Raw genomic sequence first — 22114 nt, 5'->3', positions numbered from 1 at the left:
TTAAATTTGCTCTCTTAATAATTCTTGATAGGCACTCATTAATTGATTGCGGATTTGTTCCATGTATTGAAAAGATAGCTTTGCTTCTTCCAAGAGAATCATCGTGTGATGTAAGTTTTCTCCATGCCCACTGGCTAATTGGTTTAGTGCTTGATCGGCGGCATTAAGTTGATCGTTAGCGCTGCTGATTTTTTCTGCCACCCAACCACCAAAAGACTCTTCTGGTGCTTTAGTTAGCTCTATGGATTGTTTATTTTCAGTTAAATAATGTGGTTGATTTAGACCCTCTATTTTCATCGCTCTTCACCTATGCTTAAAGCCTGTAAATAAAGACTGTGAGCCGTATTGATAATTTTGATATTGGCTTCATAGGCTCGTGATGCTCTTAAAAGAGTAGTCATTTCATCAATCGTGTTAATGCCAGGATAACTGACATAACCTTGCTTATCTGCCGATGGATGATCGGGTTGATATACTTTATTGGGAGGAAGGTTTTGCGTAGCGAGTTCTACTGAATCTATGCCACCAAGGTCTGCTTTTCCGTCCAAAAAATCTGAAAAAGGTTTAGCTGTTGTGACCACTTGAGTCGCTTGGAATAGGCTGCCATCAGTACTTTGAATGGAATGCTGATTGGCAATATTATTGGCAACTACATCGACGCGCAGTTTTTCTGCATTCATAGCCTGCATCGCTATAGCATATATTTGATCGTACTTCATTATTGATTCGTTCCTTGTAATGCTAATTTCATAATGGCCAGTTTTTGATTCAGACCTTTAATTAAGGCGCGGTAATGCGTCATGTTTTGCACATTTAAAACCATTTGTTCGTCTATAGTGGATTGATGCTCACTCACTTGATAATGAGGATGAACCGAGTCTAATTCCTGTTGATTGAGGTTAAGGGGGAGGTCTTGTATTTGTTGCTCAAAGTTTACTTCCAGCGTTTGGTAATTAGTGGTATTGGCATTAGCAATATTGTTAGCAATCGCAGTTTGGCGCATTAATGCGGCATCTAAAGCTAAACTAACTAGTTCTATAGTTGAATCCGAGTTCATAATATTCCTCTTATTGTATGACCAATTCAGCATGCAATGCTCCTGCTCGCTTTAAACTTTCTAAAATCGCAATGATGTCACGTGTGGATGTCTGCACTTTGGTTAAAGCGGCTATCAAATCAGCTACAGTGGCATCTTTGTGTAATTTAACTGTTTTTGCCACAGCTTCTTTGACATTAATATTGGTCGATGGCGTCACAACAGTACGTACTTGCCTACCCATTTGCTGTATTAGCGTAGGTTGCGATACGTTGTATTCTGTAGCTATGGCAATTTGCAAATTACCATGTGAAATGGTGACTGCATCGATTTTTACATCAGCTCCAGCGACAACCACTCCAGTTCGTTCATTAACTACTACAGTGGGTAAATTATCTGGCGTGACCACTACATTTTCGAGTTGACTAACGAAGCGGATGAAGTGCTTTCTTGCCGGAATAGGGGGATGAATTTCAATGTCTTGAGCTGATCGAGCAAGGGCCGTATTGTCGCCAAATTGTTTATTGATAGCGGCTTCAATATGATCTGCTGTAGTAAAATCAGGATGATTTAAAATCAGATGAAGATCACCTGTTTTATCAATTACATCATTGTAAATGGTTTTTTCTACAACTGCCCCTCCGGGGATGATGCCTGTAGTAGGGTGATTTTTTTGAATAACATTTCCATAAAGATCATATTTAAATCCACCTATGGAAATAGGGCCTTGTGCTAGGGCGTATACTCTATTATCTGGGCCTTTAAGGGGAGTTACTAATAAGGTTCCGCCCAATAAACTTTTAGCATCGCCTAATGAGGCGACGTTAATATCAATTTTATCTCCCTGATGAGCATAAGAGGGAAGGGTAGTCGTAATAATTACCGTTGCCGTATTTCTGCTGTTAATATCGTTAGGATTAATATTGACGCCAAAACTCAACAATAAATTGGAAATGGCCTGAGTCGTATCTTTGTTGCGTCTTGAATCTCCGGAACCTGCTAAGCCAATAACAAGACCGTATCCTGTGAGAGGGTTTTCTTGTAGACCGGAAAGTCTGGCTATAGATTTTATGCGAACTTCAGCATAGCCGTTGTGTAGGCAACCCATTTGCCCTAGAAAGAAAAGAATGCTTATTAGTTTTTTCATTATACTAACCCCACAAAGGACAGGATTTTATAGATGTAGTTATGATCCTGAGAGTTAGATACGGAGCCTCTGCCCGTATAGGTGATATGGGCATCTGCTAGGCGAGTAGAGAGAATGGTGTTTTGTGTGGTAATGTCTTCTGGTCTGACGATACCACTTAAAAGTATTCTTTGTTGCTCCCCATTGATAGTAATGAGTTGTAGCCCTTCAACGAGATAAGTATTATCAGGAAATACTTCTTTAATTCGTACCGTAAGTGCCGCTTTAATTTTTCCATTACGCCCTGTTTTAGCTGCTGCACGGCCTTTGCCTTTTAGTCCAAATTGCACCTCATGGTTGTCTTTATTGTACCCCACTTCCAGAGCCGTTTTTATATCTTTACTGGATGCGAGATCCGCGCTGGTTTGAGCATTGGATGTTTCAAGAACAATAACGGTTAGAATATCACCCGGTAGAGCGGCTTTATGATCAGCAATGAGCGGCCTATAAGCTTCTTCATCAAATAGATTAGTTGCCCATACCGTGTGAATACAGCTGGCCAAAAACAATAAAAAAACAATACTAGACCTCTTGTTCATGAGGATATCTCCGCTTGATTGGAGGAAGTCACTACGGCTCTGAAAAATTTGTTGGTTTGGACATTTTTCATCCTAACAGTTTGTCCTATATAGCCGTCATGTTGCGCAATGGCTTCAGTGGTTAAAGAAATTCCACGATTGACTACTTTAATTTGTATTTTTTGTCCTTTGGTGACCGCAGGAGTTGCTATCAACTGTTTCGCGGTGAGAATTTGATCCGCGTTAATTGTTTTTTGCAACCACATCGCTGAAGGTAATTGGCTGTAGGGGAGTGCTTTTAAGCCGGCTATATTGCGTTCTTTTATAATGAAATCATCAGCATGGAGTGCGGTATGATGTTTTATTTTATGCTTAGCAACTAACACTTTTTTATAAGCTTTTACCGTAAACCAAATAGGAATAGAGCGCTTATTATAATTGAGACGAACGCAGACTCTTTTAGCGCTAGGGTATTGCCCAGAGATTTTTGCCTTAAAAGCAGATAATGGGACAGCACTACCTTTTAATTTTGTTTTGCTAATTAACTCAATACGACTGTAATCCTGTGCTTGCAATTGATTTTTTAATTCTGTTTGGGCTTTGCTCAGTAAGTCTATTCCAGAGGTTTTTATTCGCTGTTTGACTACAGCATTTTTTTTCCCTCTCCATTGATAACTAAAATGACCTTTTTTATTTTTTATCCAGCTCATTATTTGTTTTTTGGTGATTTGCTGACCCGTGATGGGAGTACTGTCTAAAGGGAGCTTTGCTAAATTATTTTTATCATGAGTAATCAACAGCACATCCCCCAAATAGTGCACATTGGGGGTGATATTAGGTTGAAACCTTATGGTGGTTTGTGCGTTGCTTTGCTGAGTTAACAGCAATGTAAGAATGATAATATATTTCTTCCAATGAGTTGCTACGGCACTTAATGTCTGCTGATGTTGCTCGCACAATCTGTTTCGGCTCAGCATTGTTTTTTGTTCTTCCCTGGCCATAGAGAATTTGAACAAAGGGTTAATCACGAATTTCATTAGTCAACTTTTCCAATTCATCTGCAATTTGCACTGCTTTAGCATTTAATTGATAAACACGTTGAGCCATGGTCAGTTGCATTAACGAGTTCACCATATCGACGTTAGAGCCTTCTATTTGGTTTTGCGCAAGAGAGCCTAGGCCGCTGCTACCAGGAATATCGGTAATGGGCTCACCTGACTCATCAGTTGACGTGTAAAGTCCTGAACCTATGGGATTTAATGTTTCAGGATTTATGAATTTTGCTAATTGAATAGTACCCAGTAATTGCGGCTCAGGATCATCACTGACAGTCACTTCTACATCACCGTTAGCCTGAATGGTTAACTTGGTGAAATCATCAGGAATCTGGATATTATCAGCTAATCGCAAACCATCTTGGGTTGTCAGATAGTGATCGGCATCAATGCTCAGTGTTGAGTTTCTTGTATAAACAATATTACCATCGGTATGAATGACTTGAAAAAAACCAGTTCCATTAATAGCCACATCATTCCAGTTATTGGTAGATTTTAATGGGCCAATTGAAAAGTCTTTACTGGATTGGTGTACCGCGGCTCCCAGGCCTAATTTAGCACTCGGTTGATTATTGAACAGTGGATTTTCTCCATTGATATTTTGGTAGATCATATCTTCAAAAGATAATTTACTGGCCTTGTAATTAGGGGTATTTAAATTAGCCAAGTCATTAGCAATTTTATCAATGTAATACTCTTCCACTTTAAGACCGCTTGCTGCTATAGATAGTGCATCAGACATTTCCCTCTCCTAGTTGGTTAATGGCTGTTGCCAATAAATTATCAGCAGTGCGCATTACTCGTTGACTTGCTTCAAAATGGCGTGAAGTTTTTATCATATCCATCATTTCATCTATAGATTTAACATTGGATTGCTCAACAAATCCTTGCAAAATCCGTGTATTATGGTCTGTAGGGATAGGTGACTCATCGCTTTGATAAAGTCCATTACCCACATAGTGCAATTGATTGGGATTGTTGAATTTCACTATATTGAGTTGATCAATTTGACGATGATCGATGAACAGGCGACCTTGGGTATCCACAGTAAACGTGGCATCATCGATTTTTATAGTACCGCCTTTGCCGAGAAGAGTTTCTCCTGTGGCGGTGGTTAATTCTCCATAGCTATTGATTTGAAAATCGCCGCGTCGTGTATAAAAAATGCCTTGTTCACTTTGTACTTGAAAATAACCCTCTCCAGATAAAGCAATATCGCTCATATTGTGGGTTTGATTAAAAGTACCTTGAGTTCTAATTTGCGATCTTTGTAGTTGTTGGTCTACATTACTTGTTTGTGGTTGCAGGTACTCATCGAATCCGTTGAGTTCTACGAGTTGTTTTTTAAAGCCAAGAGTATTCATATTGGCTACATTTTGGCTTATTGTTTGTAACTTTAGTTGGTCTACTTCCATGGCTAATTGCGTTGCTGTTACTGCATCAAACATCATTGTTCCTTATTTTACTACACCAAAAGATTCCACTTGAATATTTACGGGTATTTCATTCATCGCTAATACGGTGAGATGAGGAATTACCCTCTGGGTCAATTGTTTTATATGCCTTCTTAGTAAGGAAGAGCACAGAAGAATAGGGCGTTTTCGCTCACCAAGCATTAACTCGACCTGATGCGCTAAAGAGGTAATTAGGCGCTCTGTTATATTGGGTTCCAAAGCAAAATATTCTTTATTGGCTATATTTTGATTGAGTTTTTGCTCTAATGAGGTCTCAAGAGTGAGCACGTGTAAACTATTTTGATTAGCCAGCAACTTTTGACAGATTGACATGGCTAAACCGGCCCTAACTATTTCAGTTAGTTGTATGGGATCTGGAATTTTTTTTGCATGCTCTAATAAAATTTCCACTATCTGTGTTAAATGACGGATAGAAACCTTTTCCCTCAGTAGGCTTTGTAAGATACGCTGGACATTACTTAACGGTAAAAGTGCTGGTATCAGCTCCTCACTCAGAGTTTTAACCCCTGGCTGTAATAATAAACGCTCTGTTTCTTCTCTAGTGAGTAATTCCGCTATATGCGATTGTATTACTTCACCAAGATGAGTGGTTAAAACCATAAGCGAATCGCAAACTGTTAAACCTTCATTTACGGCTTGAGGTTTATCCTCTGGTTCTATCCAGGCGGCAGGAAGACCATAGCTAGGATCTCGTACTGTTATAGCTCTTTTCTGCCATGCTACAGTTGAGGACAATTGTGTTGTCAATAGAGTGTTTTCCGTCCCACCTACTGATGTATGTTGCTCTATTTCTCCCGAACCTTGCTTCTCTGATACTAGTTTCGGCTGGGTACTATGGTTATTTTTCGGTTGGTTGTGTATAGGATAAATCACTAGATTTTTATCAAGGTGTAATTGATGGTTTCCTTCATTAGTGCCTTGGATGGCAATGTGATATAAGGGATAACCTAATTTTTTATCGGCTTTTATTTTCACCTCGGGTAAAACAAAACCTAAATCAAAGGCAAGCTTTTCTCTGAGCTGCTGGATGGAGTGCAGTAGAGAATCTTCGTACTGTTGTAATGCGTGATACAGTTCCTTATTAATGTTAATTTCTATGGGATAAATACGTATTTTTTCATATAAATCCTCTTCTATTTCTGTAATTTCTTCTTTGGGTTTAGCCCTTAGAGCAAACCAGGTAATAAGAAGAAATAGACTTAAAATAAGTAATACTGGAACAGCAGGGATGCCTTTAAAAAACAGGAGGCTCACAAGCCCACCGCAAACCATAATTAAACTTTTAGGATAGGAGCTAATTTGCTTGGCCACTTCACTACCTAAGTGTGCGTCCGTAGCTGCTCTGGTGACTATGATTCCCGTTGCTGTGGAAATAATCAATGCAGGAATTTGAGTGACCAATCCATCCCCAACAGTGAGCAAGGTATATGTATGGATGGATTCAGATAAGCTCAATCCTTTTTGTACTAGTCCTATCGCAAAGCCACCAATGATATCTACCAGAATGATTAAAATACCAGCAATTGCGTCACCTTTGACGAATTTGTTGGCTCCATCCATGGCCCCATAAAAATTCGCTTCTTTCTCAATTTGTGCACGTCTGCTTTTGGCTTCCACTTGAGAAATACTGCCCATATTCAAATCAGCATCAATGCTCATTTGCTTTCCAGGCATACTATCAAGAGTAAAACGTGCCGCTACTTCTGCAACACGTTGAGAGCCGTTGGTTACTACTATGAACTGCACAATAATAAGAATTAAAAAAACCACCAATCCCATTACATAATTGCCGTGAATAACATAGTTTCCCATGGCTTGAATTACTTTGCCCGCATTGCCATCAGACAAAATAAGGCGAGTTGCGGAAATATTAAGCGCTAAACGAAAGAGAGTCGATATGAGCAATAATGCAGGGAAGGTTGAGAAGCTTAATGGTTTATCAGTATAAAATGTTAACAGTAGAATAGTTAATGCCCAACTAAAATTAATGATGAGTAATAAATCGAGAAGTGAAGATGGAATAGGAATAAATAGGATAAAAAGTATTCCCGTAGCAAAAGCTATCATCACCAGCTCACTACAGTCACTAAAAAAATTAACTCTATTACTCATCTGTTGTTCCTATTCGCATAAAGCGCTCTAAAAATACTGGCTGCCATAGGAAACAAGTCTTTGGTTATCCATTGATTCAGCTCTATTGAGCTGTGAAGAAGGCGGGCAAAAACTTTATGTTCAATTATTGGAATGCCATGCTTTTTAGCAATTTCCTTTACTTGTAAAACCATTTCACCCTGAGCTTTACAAATAACTTTAGGGGCAGGCATCACATGGCGATCATATTTTAAAGCAATAGCCAAATGAGTCGGGTTGGTAATGATAACATCTGCTGTTTTAACTTGTTTTAATGAGGCTGTTTTTTGACGCAGTTGATTTTGTAATTGCTTGATTTTACTTTTTATCTTGGGATCGCCTTCTTTCTGTTTGTACTCATCTTTAATCTCTTGTTTGCTCATGCGATTATCTTTCTTAAATTTATTTAGGGTGTAAAATTTATCTATAAACGCTAAGATGGTCAGTATGATAAGAAGCTGAAAGATTAGTTTTAATAGGAAATGCATCATAAACAATAAGGTTTGTTGCGGATGCATTAAAGCCAGTTGCAGGATATTGGTTAATTGATGTTTAAAAACTAAAAACAATAGCAATAAAGCCAGTGTTAATTTACTAACGCTTTTCAATGCTTCAAATATTGATTTGAGAGAGAAGAGTTTTTTAAATCCTTGTATCATATGTAAACGTTTAAAATCGGGAATCAGCGGTGCTGTAGACCAAACCATACCTGTTTGTATTATGGTGCCTAGAATAATCGCTAATCCCCCAGCTAAGGCAAAAGGAAGCCATAAAGTGATTAATTTAGTGAAAATCAATTGGAATAATTGGCAAATATGGTCAGAGCTAAATTGAACATGAGCTATATTTTCTAGCAACTGGTGCAATAAATTGCGGATCTCTTTTAGTTGCTGAGGCCATAGGGCGGTAATCATAGAAAGCATAACCAACAAGGAAATACAGGTAGTTAATTCAATGCTTTTACTGACCTGTCCTTTTTCTTTCGCCTTTTGCAGTTTGTAGGGCGTTGCTTTTTCTGTTTTTTCACTCATGACATGAATTCCTGCCAACTATGAAAACAGCGTTCGAATACTGTATTAGCAAGCGGACTCATGTAGTTGAGCATCAAGACTAGCAAGAGCAATCCCAGCAAAATTTTTATTGGTATGATGAGAAAGTAAGTATTAATTTGCGGCATATTGCGGGTAATGACTGCCCCACACAGATCAACTGCTAATAAAGCAACAATGATTGGGCTTGCAATTGTGAATGCGAAGGCGAATGTGAAGCCAAATTGTTTGATAACAGGGGTAAATCCGGCAAATAAAACAAGGGAGCCTGGGGGGATAATAGTGAAGGAGTATGCTAACCCCTTAAATAACCACAAGTGTCCATCCATACTAAAAAAGAACAATACCGCCAGCATGGATAAAAATTGGCTGCTGAAAGACTCTTGGTGATGCTCACCCGGATTGAATACAGCTAATGAATTAAGTCCTATTTCATTATCGATGAGTTGACCGGCAATTTGAAAAACAGCAAAAGCAGCGTATAAACTGGTTGCGAGAATGAGGCCATTAGATAACTCAGCAAGGCTACTAATGAGAATCGCACTGTTATTAGAGATGCTTTGTTGTGGTGCATAATTAACCATCAGTAGACTGAATGTAAAAGTTACTATTAGTCGGGTAGGAATAGGTAATTGGCGTATGGCCTGAATCGGTGTGAATAATAAAACGGTGCCTAGACGAATTGCGATGAAGAATAAACTAGTAATCCATGGTAGAGAAAGGGTCATGGTCTTACTGTCCTTGGGATATTTAGGAGTATACCTTGAGCAAACTCCATGAGCGAATGTAACATCCATTCGCCACAAAGCATCAGCATTAGAACTACGGCTAGTATTTTAGGAACAAAATTTAAAGTAGAGTCTTGAATCTGCGTGACGGTTTGTAGTATCGAAATGATTAAACCGGTGATAAGCGATACCAATATGATAGGCGAGGCAATAAATAGGGCATGCCAAAGTAATTGTTTACTCAAATAAATTGCTAAATCGTTAGACATCCTACATCTTCCATTAATAGCTAACTTGCATTCATCCGTCTTGTCTTTCATTAGCTGAGACAAGGCTTATCTTTTTCCATAGTAAGTACTTTCAATACAGCAAACTAATTAAAAAACAGCGGTCGAATTAAACCAAATTTAAAAGTCTTAAACAACCCCGCGGGTTAAAAATTTTTAATTATAGACGTTAATTTAGTCATTGATATTAATAAATATTAATTAGAGTAAGCGCTTTGCAAATAAGAAAATATTAGTTAAAGTTAAGAACTACATTTCAATTTAAAGGGAATTCGAATGAAATTGATAGCTAAAGTTATTTTTGGTTCTTTATTACTAAGCAATGCGCTCTATGCTGATAATGCACCAACATCACCTAGTCAGCAAATTGAGCAGTTGAATACAACGATTCAAGGTCAGCTAAAAGCATTGCAGGCTCAACAACAGCAACAAATTGCGACTTTAAACACTCAGATGCAAGCCCAGTTAAAACAAATGCAAACTGATTTGCAAAACCAGATGCAAACTCTTAATTCTCAAACCCAAAATCAGATGAAAGAGATACAAGCTAACCTTCAACAACAGATTGCTCAAGTACAACAACAAATAAAACACTAAGGGTTGGTGACAAGGAAACTCTACCGCGGTGGCGAATTGCTTCGTCGCTCATCGCACTTGATCTCTTCAGCGAGTTTCTCAAGAGGTCTATTATTAGTTGATGAGTATTAATTTTTTTAGAAAAATTAAAAATTACTTGACAGTATTGAGGCAGCTCATTAAACTGCGAAGCTTATTGTTAAGGGGTTATAGCTCAGCTGGGAGAGCGCTTGCATGGCATGCAAGAGGTCGGCGGTTCGATCCCGCCTAGCTCCACCACCATCAACATCTTGGTATGTTGATGGGAAAAAAGTTCCAGGTCCCCATCGTCTAGAGGCCTAGGACATCGCCCTTTCACGGCGGTAACGGGGGTTCGAATCCCCCTGGGGACGCCATTATTTTGATGCTTTTAGTAAAAAGCATAAGACAATAAGATAGTTAGACCAAGTTCCAGGTCCCCATCGTCTAGAGGCCTAGGACATCGCCCTTTCACGGCGGTAACGGGGGTTCGAATCCCCCTGGGGACGCCATCAATTCATCTAGTTTATTTATTCTTACTTTTCCACATCCTCACATCCAGTGTTATTTTCAAGCATTCATAAAAATAGTAATAGTTCAGGCCTAACGTGGGTTTCGGATAAGAAAGTCACCTACTTCAGAACCGTTCGTATTGAGGAACGATATTCATTTGGATAAAATACTGCGAGATTGGGTATGTACCAGTGATTTTTATACGGGAGTTTATGCAAGAGCGTTTTGTCGGGCAATTTGTTGCCCGACCTTGCATTGATGTTTCTATTTAATACGCGCTGATAGCAGTCATTGCTGGACCATTAGGGTCTAAATCGTCTCTCTTATTGTTATTATGAGGTGTTTCCGGTTTGCATGAGTTACTGCGATTATTAAATAGAGTATTAACCTTTGTATGTTGAGTAATACGAATTTCTTCGGGTATTGAAGGAATCCTCTTCGATGTAGCAGGTCTAAGACTTAATAATGTTGCTTTATCATAAACTATTCGGGACATATTAGTTTTTATCCAGTTGATTAAAAAAAGGAGCGATGATAACAAAAAATGATGACAATATTAATAAGATGAGAAAAATAAGTTGTTAATTAAATTATTTTCTTAACATTAATTTTTTATATGCTAAATTTAAATTGATGAACTACATGGAGTGGCGCACATGAAGCTAGTAGCTTTGGGATCTCAAGGACTTAAAGTATCGCGTATAGGGCTAGGTTGCATGGGGATGTCTGAGTTCTATAAGGGGGGAACAGAAAAGGAATCGATCGCAACACTACATAGAGCTCTTGAGCGTGGAATCAATTTTTTAGATACATCAGATATTTACGGTCCTTTTACCAATGAAGTGTTGGTTGGAAAATGTATTCGTAATCAACGAAAACAGATTGTTTTAGCCACTAAATTTGGAATTGTGCGAGACACTAGTGGTACTTATCTTGGAATTAATGGCCGTCCTGAGTATGTTATTAAATCATGTAATGACTCATTAAAACGCCTTGGGGTAGAGTATATCGATTTGTATTATCAACATCGTGTTGATCCTGATACACCGATTGAAGAAACAGTAGGGGCCTTGTCCGAACTGGTTCAGCAAGGAAAAGTACGTTATTTAGGGTTATCTGAAGCAAAGCCTGAAACAATTCGCCGTGCCCACCATATCCATCCTATCACCGCCTTACAAACTGAATACTCTTTATGGAGTCGTGAGCCTGAAGAGGAACTTTTACAAACAACCCGAGAACTAGGTATTGGCTTTGTTGCTTATAGTCCTTTAGGGCGTGGCTTTTTAACTGGCGCATTTAAACGACCTGAAGATATTCCTGCAGATGATTACCGTAGCGCTTCGCCTCGTTTTCAAGGGGAAAATTTTTATAAAAATATAGAAGTTGTTAAATTGATTGAGAAGTTAGCTAAAAATAAACGGGTTACCACTGCGCAACTAGCTTTAGCTTGGGTATTAGCTCAAGGTGAAGATATAGTGCCTATTCCAGGAACAAAAAGATTGGATAAGCTCGAAGAAAATATAGAAGCTACTAAAATCAAACTTTCAACTGAAGAATTGAAAATGATAGAGCATATTGCCCCTAAAGGGATAGCCATGGGGTTTAGATATGCCGATATGAGTCGAGTAAATCAATAGCCCTGTAATCCGGAGCTTACTGTCTCCCACGCGTAGCGAAGGATTACCAATGTGTTCTTAATTTAATGCAGGCGGGACAACAAATTGCCCAGCCTACATTACTGACGCGGTTATCGAATAAATTTTTAGAGTCTTTCAAAAATAGTGCGGGTATTAAATCCAAACAACCGTTCATGCATTCTATAAGCATATTCATCAGTCATATTAGCTAAGTAATCGCAAACAATCCTATAAGCTGCAGTTTCATCCTCTGCTTGTTTAAATAAATCCCTATTTTTATTATCCAACAAACTTGCAGGGTTGGAGCTAATTGCTTCAAATAATCTTAAGACTACAGTTTGCCCACCGAATTCGAAGGTACGTGCTTCTTGAGAATCAATAACATTGTCATAAATACATTGCATTAAGTAATTTAGAAGGGCATCTGCTTCTGGAATTAAAGCAATATTATATTTGAGTAAATTGTTTTCAAAATTCTCATTAGTTACTACGATTTGAGTGGAGGTAATAAAATAATTAACCATTTCACCAATGGCTTGTTTTCTTAAGTACAATTCATGTGAAAATAAAGAATTCATAATACGTTCTTTATGTTTGGATAGTGAGGTATTATCGAACAATTGTCTCAATTCTGTTGTATCCAATTGAGAGAGGCTAATAAGCTTTAAATGAATTGCATCTTCTAAATCATGGACACCATAGGCTATATCATCCGCTGTATTCATAATAGAACAGTCAAAATTGTGATAGGCTGATTTGCCTGATTGAGTATCTTGTGGTTGCTTGGCTAAAGACTGAAAAAGTTCTCTATCTTTATCTGAGAAAGGTGCTAACAACCAGTCTATTTCAGGTTGCTCACAATCAAAATAGGCTTTCGGGGGAAGCCAGTCATTAACTTTAATGGTTTTATGAATGGACTCATGAATTGGTGGTTGTTTTTTTGCTGCTACAGCGGAACGTTTTACTGGATATTTTAAAATGCCGAGTAAAGATCTTCGAGTTAAATCCAGGCCATAAGTGCCATAACTATTTTCTACTTTAGTCAATAATCTTAAAGTTTGTGCATTACCTTCAAAGCCCCCGTGATTCCTCATCATGTAATTTAGCGCTACCTCTCCTCCATGACCAAAAGGAGGGTGTCCAATATCGTGTAATAAACAAATGACACTGATCAGATCGTCGTTAGGTAATAGACCAGCTAATAATGTAGAGTGATTTTGATTGATAATCAGATTATGTACTATGCTTCGGCCAATGGAATCTACTTCTAAAGAATGAGTCAGGCGAGTGCGATGAAAATCACCCTCATCAGTACCAAGAATTTGGGTTTTTCTTTGTAACCGTCTAAATGCGGGGCAGTGAATAACGCGTGTTCTATCACGCTCATAAGGATTTCGATGATCTTGAGCGCCCCTTTGATTCGTTTGACCTGATCGTCTGTGTGTCCACATAATTTTCGCCAAAAATTACAAAATAAATAGACCCTAATGTAAGCGATAGTTTATTGCGACACAACACAAGTCTCTAAAGTTTCCTATAATTAACATGAGTTCAATAATTTCGAGGAATTTTTAACACCCATCCCTCGTCATTTTCATTATGTTTAAGATGATAGGGAAAAAGAGCAACGGGTAAAAATACCAATAAAAATAATAAATTGGGGGCGTTGTGATGAATAATAAAATTAAACTAATTGCTATTGCGCTATGTACTACTAATTTATCATCATGTGTGATGGATGATGATGGCTTTAATTCCAGCTATGCGCGTTATTATACTTATGAGAGTAGCAGTTCTTATCCATCAATGAATTATCAGATGAATCACTATAACTATAAAGAAAGGCCTGGTCAGGGTGTTTCTGTACCTGATTCTTACCATGTTGGAGAGTTTCATTCACCTGTATCTTTTAAAGACAGGGATAGGGATTGGGTGAGTAGTCAAAATCCACAAGGGTACACTATTGAAGTGGCTGATGATGACAAAGCGGCAAAAGTTGCTCAGAAACTCTATAAAGCTCCTAAGAGCGATAGAATGGCAGAGGTAAGGTATCAGCGAAATGGTAAATCCTATTATAAAGGGGTATATGGTACCTATGACAATGCCGAAGCCGCACAAAAAGCATTAGATGCTCTTCCTCCTGAAGTAAAACAAGGAGCAGGAATTAAAAATTGGGGTAGTATTCAGAATAATTTGAATAATTATTAGATTTACCCTGGGTTAATTTATTATTGGGCTAAAAGCTTATTCAGACTTTAGAAAACAACAGCCTGAAATGAGTGAGGAGCTTTTAGCCGGCAAACAATAACTTAGTAAGCTGAGTGAGCTAATAAAATAACAGCAGCTGACGGAGGAGCTGTATAGGTCTTTAGTGTAAAGGTGAAAGTATAAATTTACCTTCTGATAGCGATATACCTGCGCGCCTATGAGCGCGCAGTAAAAACATGTCTTTTACATACGAGCGGGTACTGGGCTATAAGAGTAAGGGTCTATCTCATTCTCTTCTCGAGAATAATAAGAGCTTAAGCCACCTTCAAGTTCCTCTCTACCCTCCGGTGTGCTCGCACAGCAATTACGTACACTATTTACTGAACCACCAACCAGGTCAATTGTATTAATGATTGGGCTGAATATAGCCAGAGCAGCCAAACCTATCGTGGCTAATAATCCGTCTTTAAATTCTTGAAGGTTGCCTAATGATTCTTTGAAATGGCCAATCAATAGATTGCCTACTGCTTTGAATAATTCATAAACCGTCATTACAGCCAAAACTGCGGAGAACGTTCCTAATACTGGTGCATCAGTAATAATTGAAGTTGTTCTAAAAAGCGCATTTGAAGGCGATTTATATGGTTTAAAAAAAAAGGAACTAATTGTTCTCACTTCACGCTCATCTATTGCCGCGTACAACGCTTTTGTTGTAGTTCCCAGTAGCTTTCTTGTACTAAATGTCATTGCTTGTCCTCACTGCATGTTAAAGTTGAGATATTATACCAGATTCTTTTTAATGAAGTCTCAAAGTGTTGGTTTTATTTTGATCTATGAGTGTTTTTTTTGAAAAGAAATAGTTTGCTCAATGAACAATTAGCTAGTTGCACTGATCATAATCATTAATTTTGTTACTCCAGGAGTGTCGCTGTGTTGGACATCGAACTGTTTCACAGTCATTGTATATCGTTCACTAATTTTTGCCAGCCAAGTCATAAATAATTGAAACGGGACGGCGTCAAAGGTTAGTTGAATTTCTCCTGAACTGGTTTGTTGAAGTTGATAAGGAAATTTTAGCGTGGAATTATCTTTAAGTTGGGTAGCTAATAGGGTAAGCAGTTGACTGTTATCTACATTTTGTTTTGCTTTTTTCAATGCATGGCCTTCTTGCTTGACCTTTTGCATCCATGCTAGGGTTTCCGTTTTTTCAATGAATTGAGCTTTTTTTTGAGCTACACTATTAGCCAATGGGGCATAGAGAAATAGATAATAGCAATAAATAAAAAGGCATAATGTAGCAAGGATAAGCATCCATTTTTCTCGTTCATTTAGAGTACTTAAATAATTTTTCACGTTAACTCCAAAGTAGCGAATACATGTTGATCTCGTGTTGAAGCTTGGGTCTGCTTGACCTTAAGTTGTAACTTTTTTAATTTGTTTTCTATTTGCTCCAAGTGGGCAAAATCAGAGCTTGTAAGCGTAACAGATAAAGTTCTACTTTGATAACGTAGTTCTTCTACAGTAATTTGACTGCTACCATCCATCCCTTGAGCAAATTGGTTTAATAGATGCCAAAAATTAGATTGGGAGTTCGCAGCGCTACTACCTAATAGCTGGCTAATACGAAATTTAGGGCTAATTACTTGTTTGGCATCTGGAAAAAATTCACGATAAATCATTGCAATTTGTTGATCTACATCTGTTGTTTTTCTATTTAAAGAATGTAGCGATATAGCATTAACTATCAATATAGAGAGTAGCCAAATAACGCATAAACCGCCTACCAGTTGGTATCCTTTAGTTATCCACCCAAAAGTATTTCCATGCAGCATTTCACCTTGACATAAATTCATTGGTTTCGTTTTTAATAATTTTTGAGCGATCCAGTGATATGAGGTTCCTTCATTTTTAGTCAGTGAACTCTCGAGAAGAATATGGCTGTCTTCAAAGACTAATGGGGGGGTAAGGAGTGAGTTTTTCTTTATATAAGATGTTGCTAGATCACCGGAAAGTGCCCCTTTGAAATCATCATTATTAATCAATAGCACTGATTCATTAACACATAGCTCGTGCAGTGAGAGTGCAAACCAATCTAAAGTAAGTTCAGCAAATTCTATTCCTTGTTCGACAAATAGTTGCATCAGGTATTGGATTCTATGTTTATCTATCGCGACAATCATATAGTGATTCTGCTGATACCTAAGCTTATCAAAAGCAAAATGAAGTTCCTCTACTGGTTGAGCCACCTTGTCCTCAAGTGCATAGGGAATAGCTATTCTAGCTTTTCTTTCAGGTAACCAAGGCAGTTCCAGATCGAGGAGAGTTGCGTTAGCGGTTGTTTCTACAATTGTAGTACTACATTCATTCTGTAAGGATTTAATTTCAGCAAAACTACGCTGTTCAGGAGGAGCAATAAGCGTTCCATCGGAGGAAATTTTTAAACATAAACAACCATTGTCGTTAAGATGTTTGGCAAAGAGGAAACAATGATCCATGAGTTAAACTCAATTAAGTTAATTTAGAACAATAATGTACTGCTTAACAGTGTGATAAAAGCCTGGCCGGTTGCGAGCAACCGGCCAGGCTTTTATCACACCTTGCTAATATAATCTCATCTTACGCTTCACTGCCTATAGGATGCAACTAAAGTTATACGTAGGCTCTGTGTTTTTTTGCATTTGCTTCAACCCACTGTTTTTTAAGTTGCTGCGATAATAAATAGACTACAAGAGCATACTGAGGGCTGGAATTATAACGAGTAATGACGAAGAAATTGGGATAGGCTAGCCAATATTCTTTTCCTTGATCGGTTACTAGTTCAATTAATCCAGCGCGATAGGGATGATTATGAGCGGCTGTTACTGGTTTAACACCTGCTTTTTCCAGTTGTGCATAAGTGTAATTCGCTGCTTTGGGATTCGTTTTAATAGAACGGAATCTCCATCCAACTAATTTAGCATGTTGTGCTATTCCTTCATTTAATTTCCATCCATGCTTGTGGAAATAATTAGCAATACTTGCAATGGAATCACTATTATTGTTAATTAAATCGCGTTTGCCTTTATTATTAAAATCCACGGCATAGTATCTGTAGCTGCTAGGCATAAATTGTGGTTTACCCATAGCCCCAGCATATGAGCCTTTATAGGTCGTTGGTGACACTTTATGCTCGCGACAAAGCAATAAATACTCTGTTAATTCTTTAGTAAAGTACGCGGAGCGTTTAGGATAATTGAATGCTAATGTAGCTAGGGCATCTAGAACTCTATTATCACCTTGACGTTCGCCATAGAGAGTTTCAACGCCTAAAATAGCAACAATAATTTCTGGCGGCACACCAAATCTCTTTTGTGCTTTTTCTAGGGCTTTTTGATTGGCATTCCAGTAGTCCACCCCTCCTTTTAATCTTTGAGGAGTAAGAAATATATCTCGGTAAACATCCCAGTTCTTCTTTTCATAAGGTTTTTCCATCGATTCAATGATTTGCGGCTGCAGCTGGACCTGCTCCATCGTTTTAGTTAATTGTTTCTCATCAAAGTGGTACTGTTTGACCATGTTTTTAATAAAATGCTGTACGTCTTTGCGCTGGATAAACGCAGTATCTGAAAAGGTAGAAAAAGAAATAAGAAAAAGTGCGGTAAAGCTTAGCCAGCTTATTTGTCTCATGGTGCATCCTATGTTGAGGCCAAAACCGCAAATTTTAGTAAAATTATGAGTTATTAGCAAACTTTCTTAACATAATGGACTTGGATATTCGCCAAAACTTATTATTTTCATTGCCACAACCGAGTTGTAGGGCAGGAGTTTATGAGAATTCTCCTTGCCTACTTTCTGCATGAGAACATTTGCGATAGAATCATGCTATTTACCTAAAGGTTATTTCAGTTGACTGACTTAAAGCGAATCCGTAATTTTTCAATTATTGCCCATATTGATCATGGTAAATCTACTTTGGCAGATAGATTTATCCAAATTTGTGGTGGTTTAACCGAGCGCGAGATGAGTGCTCAAGTGCTGGACTCTATGGATATAGAGCGTGAGCGCGGCATTACTATTAAGGCGCAGTGCGTTTCCTTAAATTATACGGCTAAGGATGGTAAAACTTATTTACTGAATTTTATTGACACTCCTGGACATGTTGATTTTAGCTATGAAGTGTCTCGTTCTTTAGCCGCTTGCGAAGGGGCAATTCTAGTTGTTGATGCAGCTCAGGGAGTTGAAGCGCAAACTGTTGCTGTATGTTATACCGCTATAGATCAATCATTATCCGTATTACCTGTTTTAAATAAGATAGATCTTCCCCAGGCTGAGCCTGATCGTGTTATTGCTGAAATTGAAGATATTATAGGACTTGATGCACATGACGCGATAAGGGTAAGCGCCAAAAGTGGCATGGGTGTAGCTGATGTTCTAGAAGCTTTAGTAACTAATATTCCACCACCAGAAGGAAATGTTGATGCTCCTTTGCAAGCGCTTATTATTGACTCTTGGTTTGATAGTTATTTAGGTGTTGTATCCTTGGTACGAATAGTAAATGGTTCTATACGTAAAGGGGATAAGATGCGGATCATGTCTACTGGTCGATCTTATGAAGTGGATCAAGTGGGTGTTTTTACCCCCAAACGGACTAAGCTTGATGCATTACATGCTGGTGAGGTAGGCTATGTTGTTGCTGGGATTAAAGAAATTCAAGGGGCTCCTGTGGGGGATACCTTAACCTTGGACAGAAATCCCGCTGCAGAGGTTCTCCCAGGTTTCCAACGTGTAAAACCACAGGTTTATGCTGGTCTATTCCCTATTAGCTCGGATGATTTTGAGGCGTTCCGAGAAGCATTGGCTAAATTAAGTCTGAATGATGCCTCTTTGTTCTTTGAGCCCGAGTCATCTGAAGCCCTAGGCTTTGGCTTTCGTTGTGGATTCCTTGGCATGTTGCACATGGAAATTGTTCAAGAGCGATTAGAGCGAGAATATAATCTTGATTTGATTTCTACTGCTCCAACAGTGGTATATCAAATTATTACGCAAAAAGGGGAAACCTTACTAATAGACAATCCCTCTCATCTTCCGCCAATCCCTCAAATTAAAGAAATGTATGAGCCTATAGTACGCGCTAATATTTTAGTTCCACAGGATTATTTAGGGCAAATTATTACTTTATGTATTGAGAGGCGAGGTGTTCAAGTCAATATGACTTATAGTGGTCGTCAGGTATCTGTTAGCTATGATATTCCTATGAGTGAAGTGGTATCAGACTTTTTTGATCGTTTAAAGTCAGTGAGCCGTGGTTATGCCTCCTTAGATTATAACTTTATACGGTTCCAAATAGCTGATTTAGTTAAAATGGATATTTTAATTAATAGTGAAAAAGTCGATGCTTTGGCAGTGATCGTTCATCGTGATGCAGCTCATAATCGCGGTAAACTCATTGTTGATAAAATGCGAGACATTATTCCCCGACAAATGTTTGATGTCGCTATCCAAGCCGCGTTGGGCAGCCATATTATAGCCCGTCAAACGGTTAAGGCGTTACGCAAAAACGTAACTGCAAAATGTTACGGAGGGGATGTGAGCCGGAAGCGGAAATTATTAGAGAAACAAAAAGCTGGAAAAAAACGAATGAAGCAACTTGGGCATGTAGAAATACCCCAAGAAGCGTTCATGGCTGTTTTTCAAACAGAAAAGAAATAATAGGATGGTTGTCTTTAGGGCCTGTTTGTCTTTTGCTAGTTTAGTCAAGGTGGCTGAAGTGTGAACAGACCTTAATTAATGATTGCTTCTTAAGTGCTGTACGTCCTAACTTGGAAGAAAACTAATTTTTGGGATATAACGTTATGAATTTTGCTTTAATATTAGTTTTATTGTCTTTTATCAGTGGATTTATTTATTTATTAGATATAATTTTTTGGGCAAAAAAACGGGCACCAGGACAAAAGCCAGGTCATATTATTGAGTATTCACGTTCGTTTTTTCCTGTCTTTTTTATTGTTCTATTACTGCGCTCTTTCCTTGTTGAACCCTTCCGTATCCCTTCAGGTTCTTTAGAGCCAACTTTATTAGTCGGCGATTTTGTTGCGGTCAATAAATTTGCTTATGGTTTAAAACTCCCTGTGTTGGAAACAGAAGTAGTGCCTATATCTAATCCTAAAACGGGTGAGATTGCTGTATTTCGTTGGCCGCCAGATCCAACTTATGACTATATTAAACGAGTAATAGGCATTCCTGGGGACAAGGTGAGTTATCATAATAAAACGCTAACTATTAATGGTAAAGAAGCAACTAGAACCTTTGTTGAATACACGATAGATGAAAGTTCTGGAAAGGCGGTAGCCAAATACAAGGAAAATTTAAATGGAGTAGTGCACGATATTTTCATCCGAGCAGATGTTCCCTCAGTTGATTTTGATATAGTTGTCCCAGAAGGGAATTACTTCATGATGGGTGATAACCGTGATGATAGTGCCGATAGTCGTTATTGGGGCTATGTTCCTAATGCTTACCTTAGAGGGAAAGCATTCTTGGTTTGGATGAGTTGGAATAGCAAAACTGACAATCTTCGTTGGTCAAAAATCGGAAGACTAATTCATTAAAAGGATAATTTATGCGAAAGCAACAGGGAATGACCTTAATCGGGATGTTATTGACGGTAGCCGCCATAGTGATGGCAGCGATAGTTGTAATGCGCCTGGTACCGGTGTATCTACAGCATTATGAAATCGTGCAGTCAATAAAATCATTAAATACGGTTCCTGTTGCTTCACTATCAGGGGATCCTCTTGCTGATATGACCGTGTTGCGTAGTGATTTAACAAAACGTCTTGATATTAATGGCGTCGATGAGTTAAAAGAGGGCGATGTCACATTCACTCCTAATGGGGAACATAAATTTAACGTTAGATTAAAATATCAGGTAGTACGGTTTTTAGCATATAATGTAAATTTAATGATTAATTTCGATGATACTTACGAGGTAACAGCTGGTAGTGAAAATTGATTTAGAACGATTATGTAGGCGCTTGGATTATCAATTCAACAATCTTGCTTACTTAAAACAGGCCTTAACTCATTGTAGTGTGGGAAGTGATAACTACGAACGCCTTGAGTTTTTAGGTGATTCGATATTGAGTTTTGTAATTGCCAATGAATTATATCATCGATTTCCTTTGCATACAGAGGGGCAGTTGAGTCGGCTAAGGTCATTCTTAGTTAGAGGAGACATGCTAGCAGAACTTGCTAAAGAATTAGGATTAGGGGACTTTCTATTCTTAGGACAGGGGGAATTAAAAAGCGGTGGTTTTCGTCGGGCTTCCATCTTAGCTGATTCCTTAGAAGCTATTTTTGCTGCTATTTTCTTCGATGGGGGCATCGCTGTTGCGAAAGAGGTTATTTTAAAAATATTCCATTCAAGACTTGAAGATCCTAATTTAAACGATTGTTTAAAAGATGCAAAAACTCAGCTACAAGAATACCTACAAGCTGAAAAATACGCTCTCCCTGAATATAAGTTAATTAACGTTGAGGGGGATGAGCACGATCAAGTATTTTATGTCACTTGTGCTGTTGTGGGGATCGCCTTAACAACCCATGGCAAAGGCCCTAATAGAAGAAAAGCAGAGCAGTTAGCAGCTAAATCGATGTTGGAACAGCTTCAAAGAAAATATGATGTGAATAAATAATCGTAGCTTCTTTTGTTGGCTATAA

25 protein-coding genes and 3 tRNA genes are annotated in these 22114 nt (G+C 38.3%); 10 read left to right on the top strand and 18 right to left on the bottom strand.

What is annotated here, in order from left to right; translation table 11 throughout:
- The 12 genes from fliE to fliQ are packed head-to-tail and all read right to left on the bottom strand — an operon-like array spanning position 1 to position 9446.
- Positions 1-297 (bottom strand): flagellar hook-basal body complex protein FliE, encoded by a 297-nt coding sequence (gene fliE, locus LFA_RS09285; protein WP_052673919.1) that lies wholly within the window; start codon positions 295-297, stop codon positions 1-3.
- A complete protein-coding gene (gene flgC / locus LFA_RS09280) occupies positions 294-719 on the bottom strand; it encodes a flagellar basal body rod protein FlgC (RefSeq protein ID WP_045095943.1) in 426 nt (141 codons plus the stop codon). The genes fliE and flgC overlap by 4 nt, the downstream gene beginning before the upstream one ends.
- Positions 719-1057 carry a flagellar basal body protein gene (locus LFA_RS09275; protein WP_045095942.1) on the bottom strand — a complete coding sequence of 113 codons (339 nt, stop codon included), beginning with the start codon at positions 1055-1057 and terminating at the stop codon, positions 719-721. The genes flgC and LFA_RS09275 overlap by 1 nt, the downstream gene beginning before the upstream one ends.
- 10 nt (positions 1058-1067) lie before the next feature.
- Positions 1068-2183, bottom strand: coding sequence for a flagellar basal body P-ring protein FlgI (locus LFA_RS09270; RefSeq protein WP_052673918.1), 1116 nt, complete (start codon positions 2181-2183; stop codon positions 1068-1070).
- Positions 2183-2761, bottom strand: coding sequence for a flagellar basal body L-ring protein FlgH (locus LFA_RS09265; RefSeq protein ID WP_045095941.1), 579 nt, complete (start codon positions 2759-2761; stop codon positions 2183-2185). Before LFA_RS09265 ends, LFA_RS09270 begins: the two co-directional genes overlap by 1 nt.
- A complete protein-coding gene (flgA, locus tag LFA_RS09260) occupies positions 2758-3777 on the bottom strand; it encodes a flagellar basal body P-ring formation chaperone FlgA (RefSeq protein ID WP_045095940.1) in 1020 nt (339 codons plus the stop codon). Before flgA ends, LFA_RS09265 begins: the two co-directional genes overlap by 4 nt.
- The gene (locus LFA_RS09255) at positions 3761-4537 is read right to left on the bottom strand and encodes a flagellar hook-basal body protein (protein ID WP_045095939.1); all 777 of its coding nucleotides are present in this window, start codon (positions 4535-4537) and stop codon (positions 3761-3763) included. The genes flgA and LFA_RS09255 overlap by 17 nt, the downstream gene beginning before the upstream one ends.
- Complete coding sequence (locus LFA_RS09250) at positions 4530-5246, bottom strand: flagellar hook-basal body protein (RefSeq protein WP_084602152.1); 717 nt, start codon at positions 5244-5246, stop codon at positions 4530-4532. The genes LFA_RS09255 and LFA_RS09250 overlap by 8 nt, the downstream gene beginning before the upstream one ends.
- A gap of 6 nt (positions 5247-5252) precedes the next feature.
- A complete protein-coding gene (locus tag LFA_RS09245) occupies positions 5253-7382 on the bottom strand; it encodes a flagellar biosynthesis protein FlhA (protein ID WP_045095938.1) in 2130 nt (709 codons plus the stop codon).
- On the bottom strand, positions 7379-8431 hold the full coding sequence (locus LFA_RS09240) for an EscU/YscU/HrcU family type III secretion system export apparatus switch protein (RefSeq protein ID WP_045095937.1): 1053 nt from the start codon (positions 8429-8431) through the stop codon (positions 7379-7381). The genes LFA_RS09245 and LFA_RS09240 overlap by 4 nt, the downstream gene beginning before the upstream one ends.
- Complete coding sequence (locus LFA_RS09235) at positions 8428-9177, bottom strand: flagellar biosynthetic protein FliR (RefSeq protein WP_052673916.1); 750 nt, start codon at positions 9175-9177, stop codon at positions 8428-8430. The genes LFA_RS09240 and LFA_RS09235 overlap by 4 nt, the downstream gene beginning before the upstream one ends.
- Positions 9174-9446, bottom strand: coding sequence for a flagellar biosynthesis protein FliQ (fliQ, locus tag LFA_RS09230; protein WP_045095936.1), 273 nt, complete (start codon positions 9444-9446; stop codon positions 9174-9176). The genes LFA_RS09235 and fliQ overlap by 4 nt, the downstream gene beginning before the upstream one ends.
- A 294-nt stretch (positions 9447-9740) precedes the next feature.
- On the opposite strand from fliQ, the gene LFA_RS09225 reads away from it, so the two are divergent.
- From LFA_RS09225 to LFA_RS09210, 4 genes are all read left to right on the top strand, one after another.
- A complete protein-coding gene (locus LFA_RS09225) occupies positions 9741-10061 on the top strand; it encodes a hypothetical protein (protein ID WP_045095935.1) in 321 nt (106 codons plus the stop codon).
- A 182-nt stretch (positions 10062-10243) separates the two neighbouring features.
- A tRNA-Ala gene (locus LFA_RS09220) sits at positions 10244-10319 on the top strand.
- A gap of 40 nt (positions 10320-10359) precedes the next feature.
- Positions 10360-10435: transfer RNA gene (locus tag LFA_RS09215), tRNA-Glu, on the top strand.
- A gap of 59 nt (positions 10436-10494) precedes the next feature.
- Positions 10495-10570 (top strand) — tRNA-Glu (locus LFA_RS09210).
- A 269-nt stretch (positions 10571-10839) separates the two neighbouring features.
- Here the strand turns inward: LFA_RS09210 and LFA_RS19845 are convergent.
- Positions 10840-11067: a hypothetical protein gene (locus tag LFA_RS19845; RefSeq protein ID WP_157010332.1), complete on the bottom strand. Its 228-nt coding sequence runs from the start codon at positions 11065-11067 to the stop codon at positions 10840-10842.
- 160 nt (positions 11068-11227) lie between these two features.
- Between LFA_RS19845 and LFA_RS09205 the strand changes: the two genes are divergently transcribed.
- Positions 11228-12208: an aldo/keto reductase gene (locus LFA_RS09205; protein WP_045095934.1), complete on the top strand. Its 981-nt coding sequence runs from the start codon at positions 11228-11230 to the stop codon at positions 12206-12208.
- A gap of 125 nt (positions 12209-12333) precedes the next feature.
- Here the strand turns inward: LFA_RS09205 and LFA_RS09200 are convergent, their stop codons facing one another.
- On the bottom strand, positions 12334-13659 hold the full coding sequence (locus LFA_RS09200) for an anti-phage deoxyguanosine triphosphatase (protein WP_045095933.1): 1326 nt from the start codon (positions 13657-13659) through the stop codon (positions 12334-12336).
- A gap of 220 nt (positions 13660-13879) precedes the next feature.
- Between LFA_RS09200 and LFA_RS09195 the strand changes: the two genes are divergently transcribed.
- On the top strand, positions 13880-14416 hold the full coding sequence (locus LFA_RS09195) for an SPOR domain-containing protein (RefSeq protein WP_045095932.1): 537 nt from the start codon (positions 13880-13882) through the stop codon (positions 14414-14416).
- Positions 14417-14659: 243 nt separating this feature from the next.
- On the opposite strand, the gene LFA_RS09190 is transcribed toward LFA_RS09195, so the two are convergent.
- From LFA_RS09190 to mltB, 4 genes are all read right to left on the bottom strand, one after another.
- On the bottom strand, positions 14660-15163 hold the full coding sequence (locus LFA_RS09190; RefSeq protein ID WP_045095931.1) for a hypothetical protein: 504 nt from the start codon (positions 15161-15163) through the stop codon (positions 14660-14662).
- 129 nt (positions 15164-15292) lie between these two features.
- A complete protein-coding gene (gene lspM, locus LFA_RS09185) occupies positions 15293-15769 on the bottom strand; it encodes a GspM family type II secretion system protein LspM (protein ID WP_045095930.1) in 477 nt (158 codons plus the stop codon).
- Entirely contained in the window at positions 15766-16911 is a 1146-nt protein-coding gene (gspL, locus tag LFA_RS09180; protein WP_045095929.1) for a type II secretion system protein GspL, read from the bottom strand. The genes lspM and gspL overlap by 4 nt, the downstream gene beginning before the upstream one ends.
- 154 nt (positions 16912-17065) lie before the next feature.
- The gene (gene mltB / locus LFA_RS09175; protein WP_045095928.1) at positions 17066-18082 is read right to left on the bottom strand and encodes a lytic murein transglycosylase B; all 1017 of its coding nucleotides are present in this window, start codon (positions 18080-18082) and stop codon (positions 17066-17068) included.
- Between the two features lie 219 nt (positions 18083-18301).
- On the opposite strand from mltB, the gene lepA reads away from it, so the two are divergent.
- The 4 genes from lepA to rnc all read left to right on the top strand — a co-directional run bounded on the left by lepA (position 18302) and on the right by rnc (position 22089).
- The gene (gene lepA / locus LFA_RS09170; protein ID WP_045095927.1) at positions 18302-20104 is read left to right on the top strand and encodes a translation elongation factor 4; all 1803 of its coding nucleotides are present in this window, start codon (positions 18302-18304) and stop codon (positions 20102-20104) included.
- Positions 20105-20247: 143 nt separating this feature from the next.
- Positions 20248-21003 carry a signal peptidase I gene (lepB, locus tag LFA_RS09165; RefSeq protein ID WP_045095926.1) on the top strand — a complete coding sequence of 252 codons (756 nt, stop codon included), beginning with the start codon at positions 20248-20250 and terminating at the stop codon, positions 21001-21003.
- Between the two features lie 11 nt (positions 21004-21014).
- On the top strand, positions 21015-21407 hold the full coding sequence (locus LFA_RS09160) for a DUF4845 domain-containing protein (RefSeq protein ID WP_045095925.1): 393 nt from the start codon (positions 21015-21017) through the stop codon (positions 21405-21407).
- Positions 21397-22089 (top strand): ribonuclease III, encoded by a 693-nt coding sequence (gene rnc / locus LFA_RS09155; protein WP_045095924.1) that lies wholly within the window; start codon positions 21397-21399, stop codon positions 22087-22089. The genes LFA_RS09160 and rnc overlap by 11 nt, the downstream gene beginning before the upstream one ends.
- Positions 22090-22114 lie beyond the last annotated feature (25 nt).

Origin of the sequence: Legionella fallonii LLAP-10, assembly GCF_000953135.1 — a bacterium.
Taxonomy (GTDB): domain Bacteria; phylum Pseudomonadota; class Gammaproteobacteria; order Legionellales; family Legionellaceae; genus Legionella; species Legionella fallonii.
The sequence above is the reverse complement of the archived record's forward strand: the minus strand, read 5'-3'. Positions and strand labels throughout refer to the sequence as shown.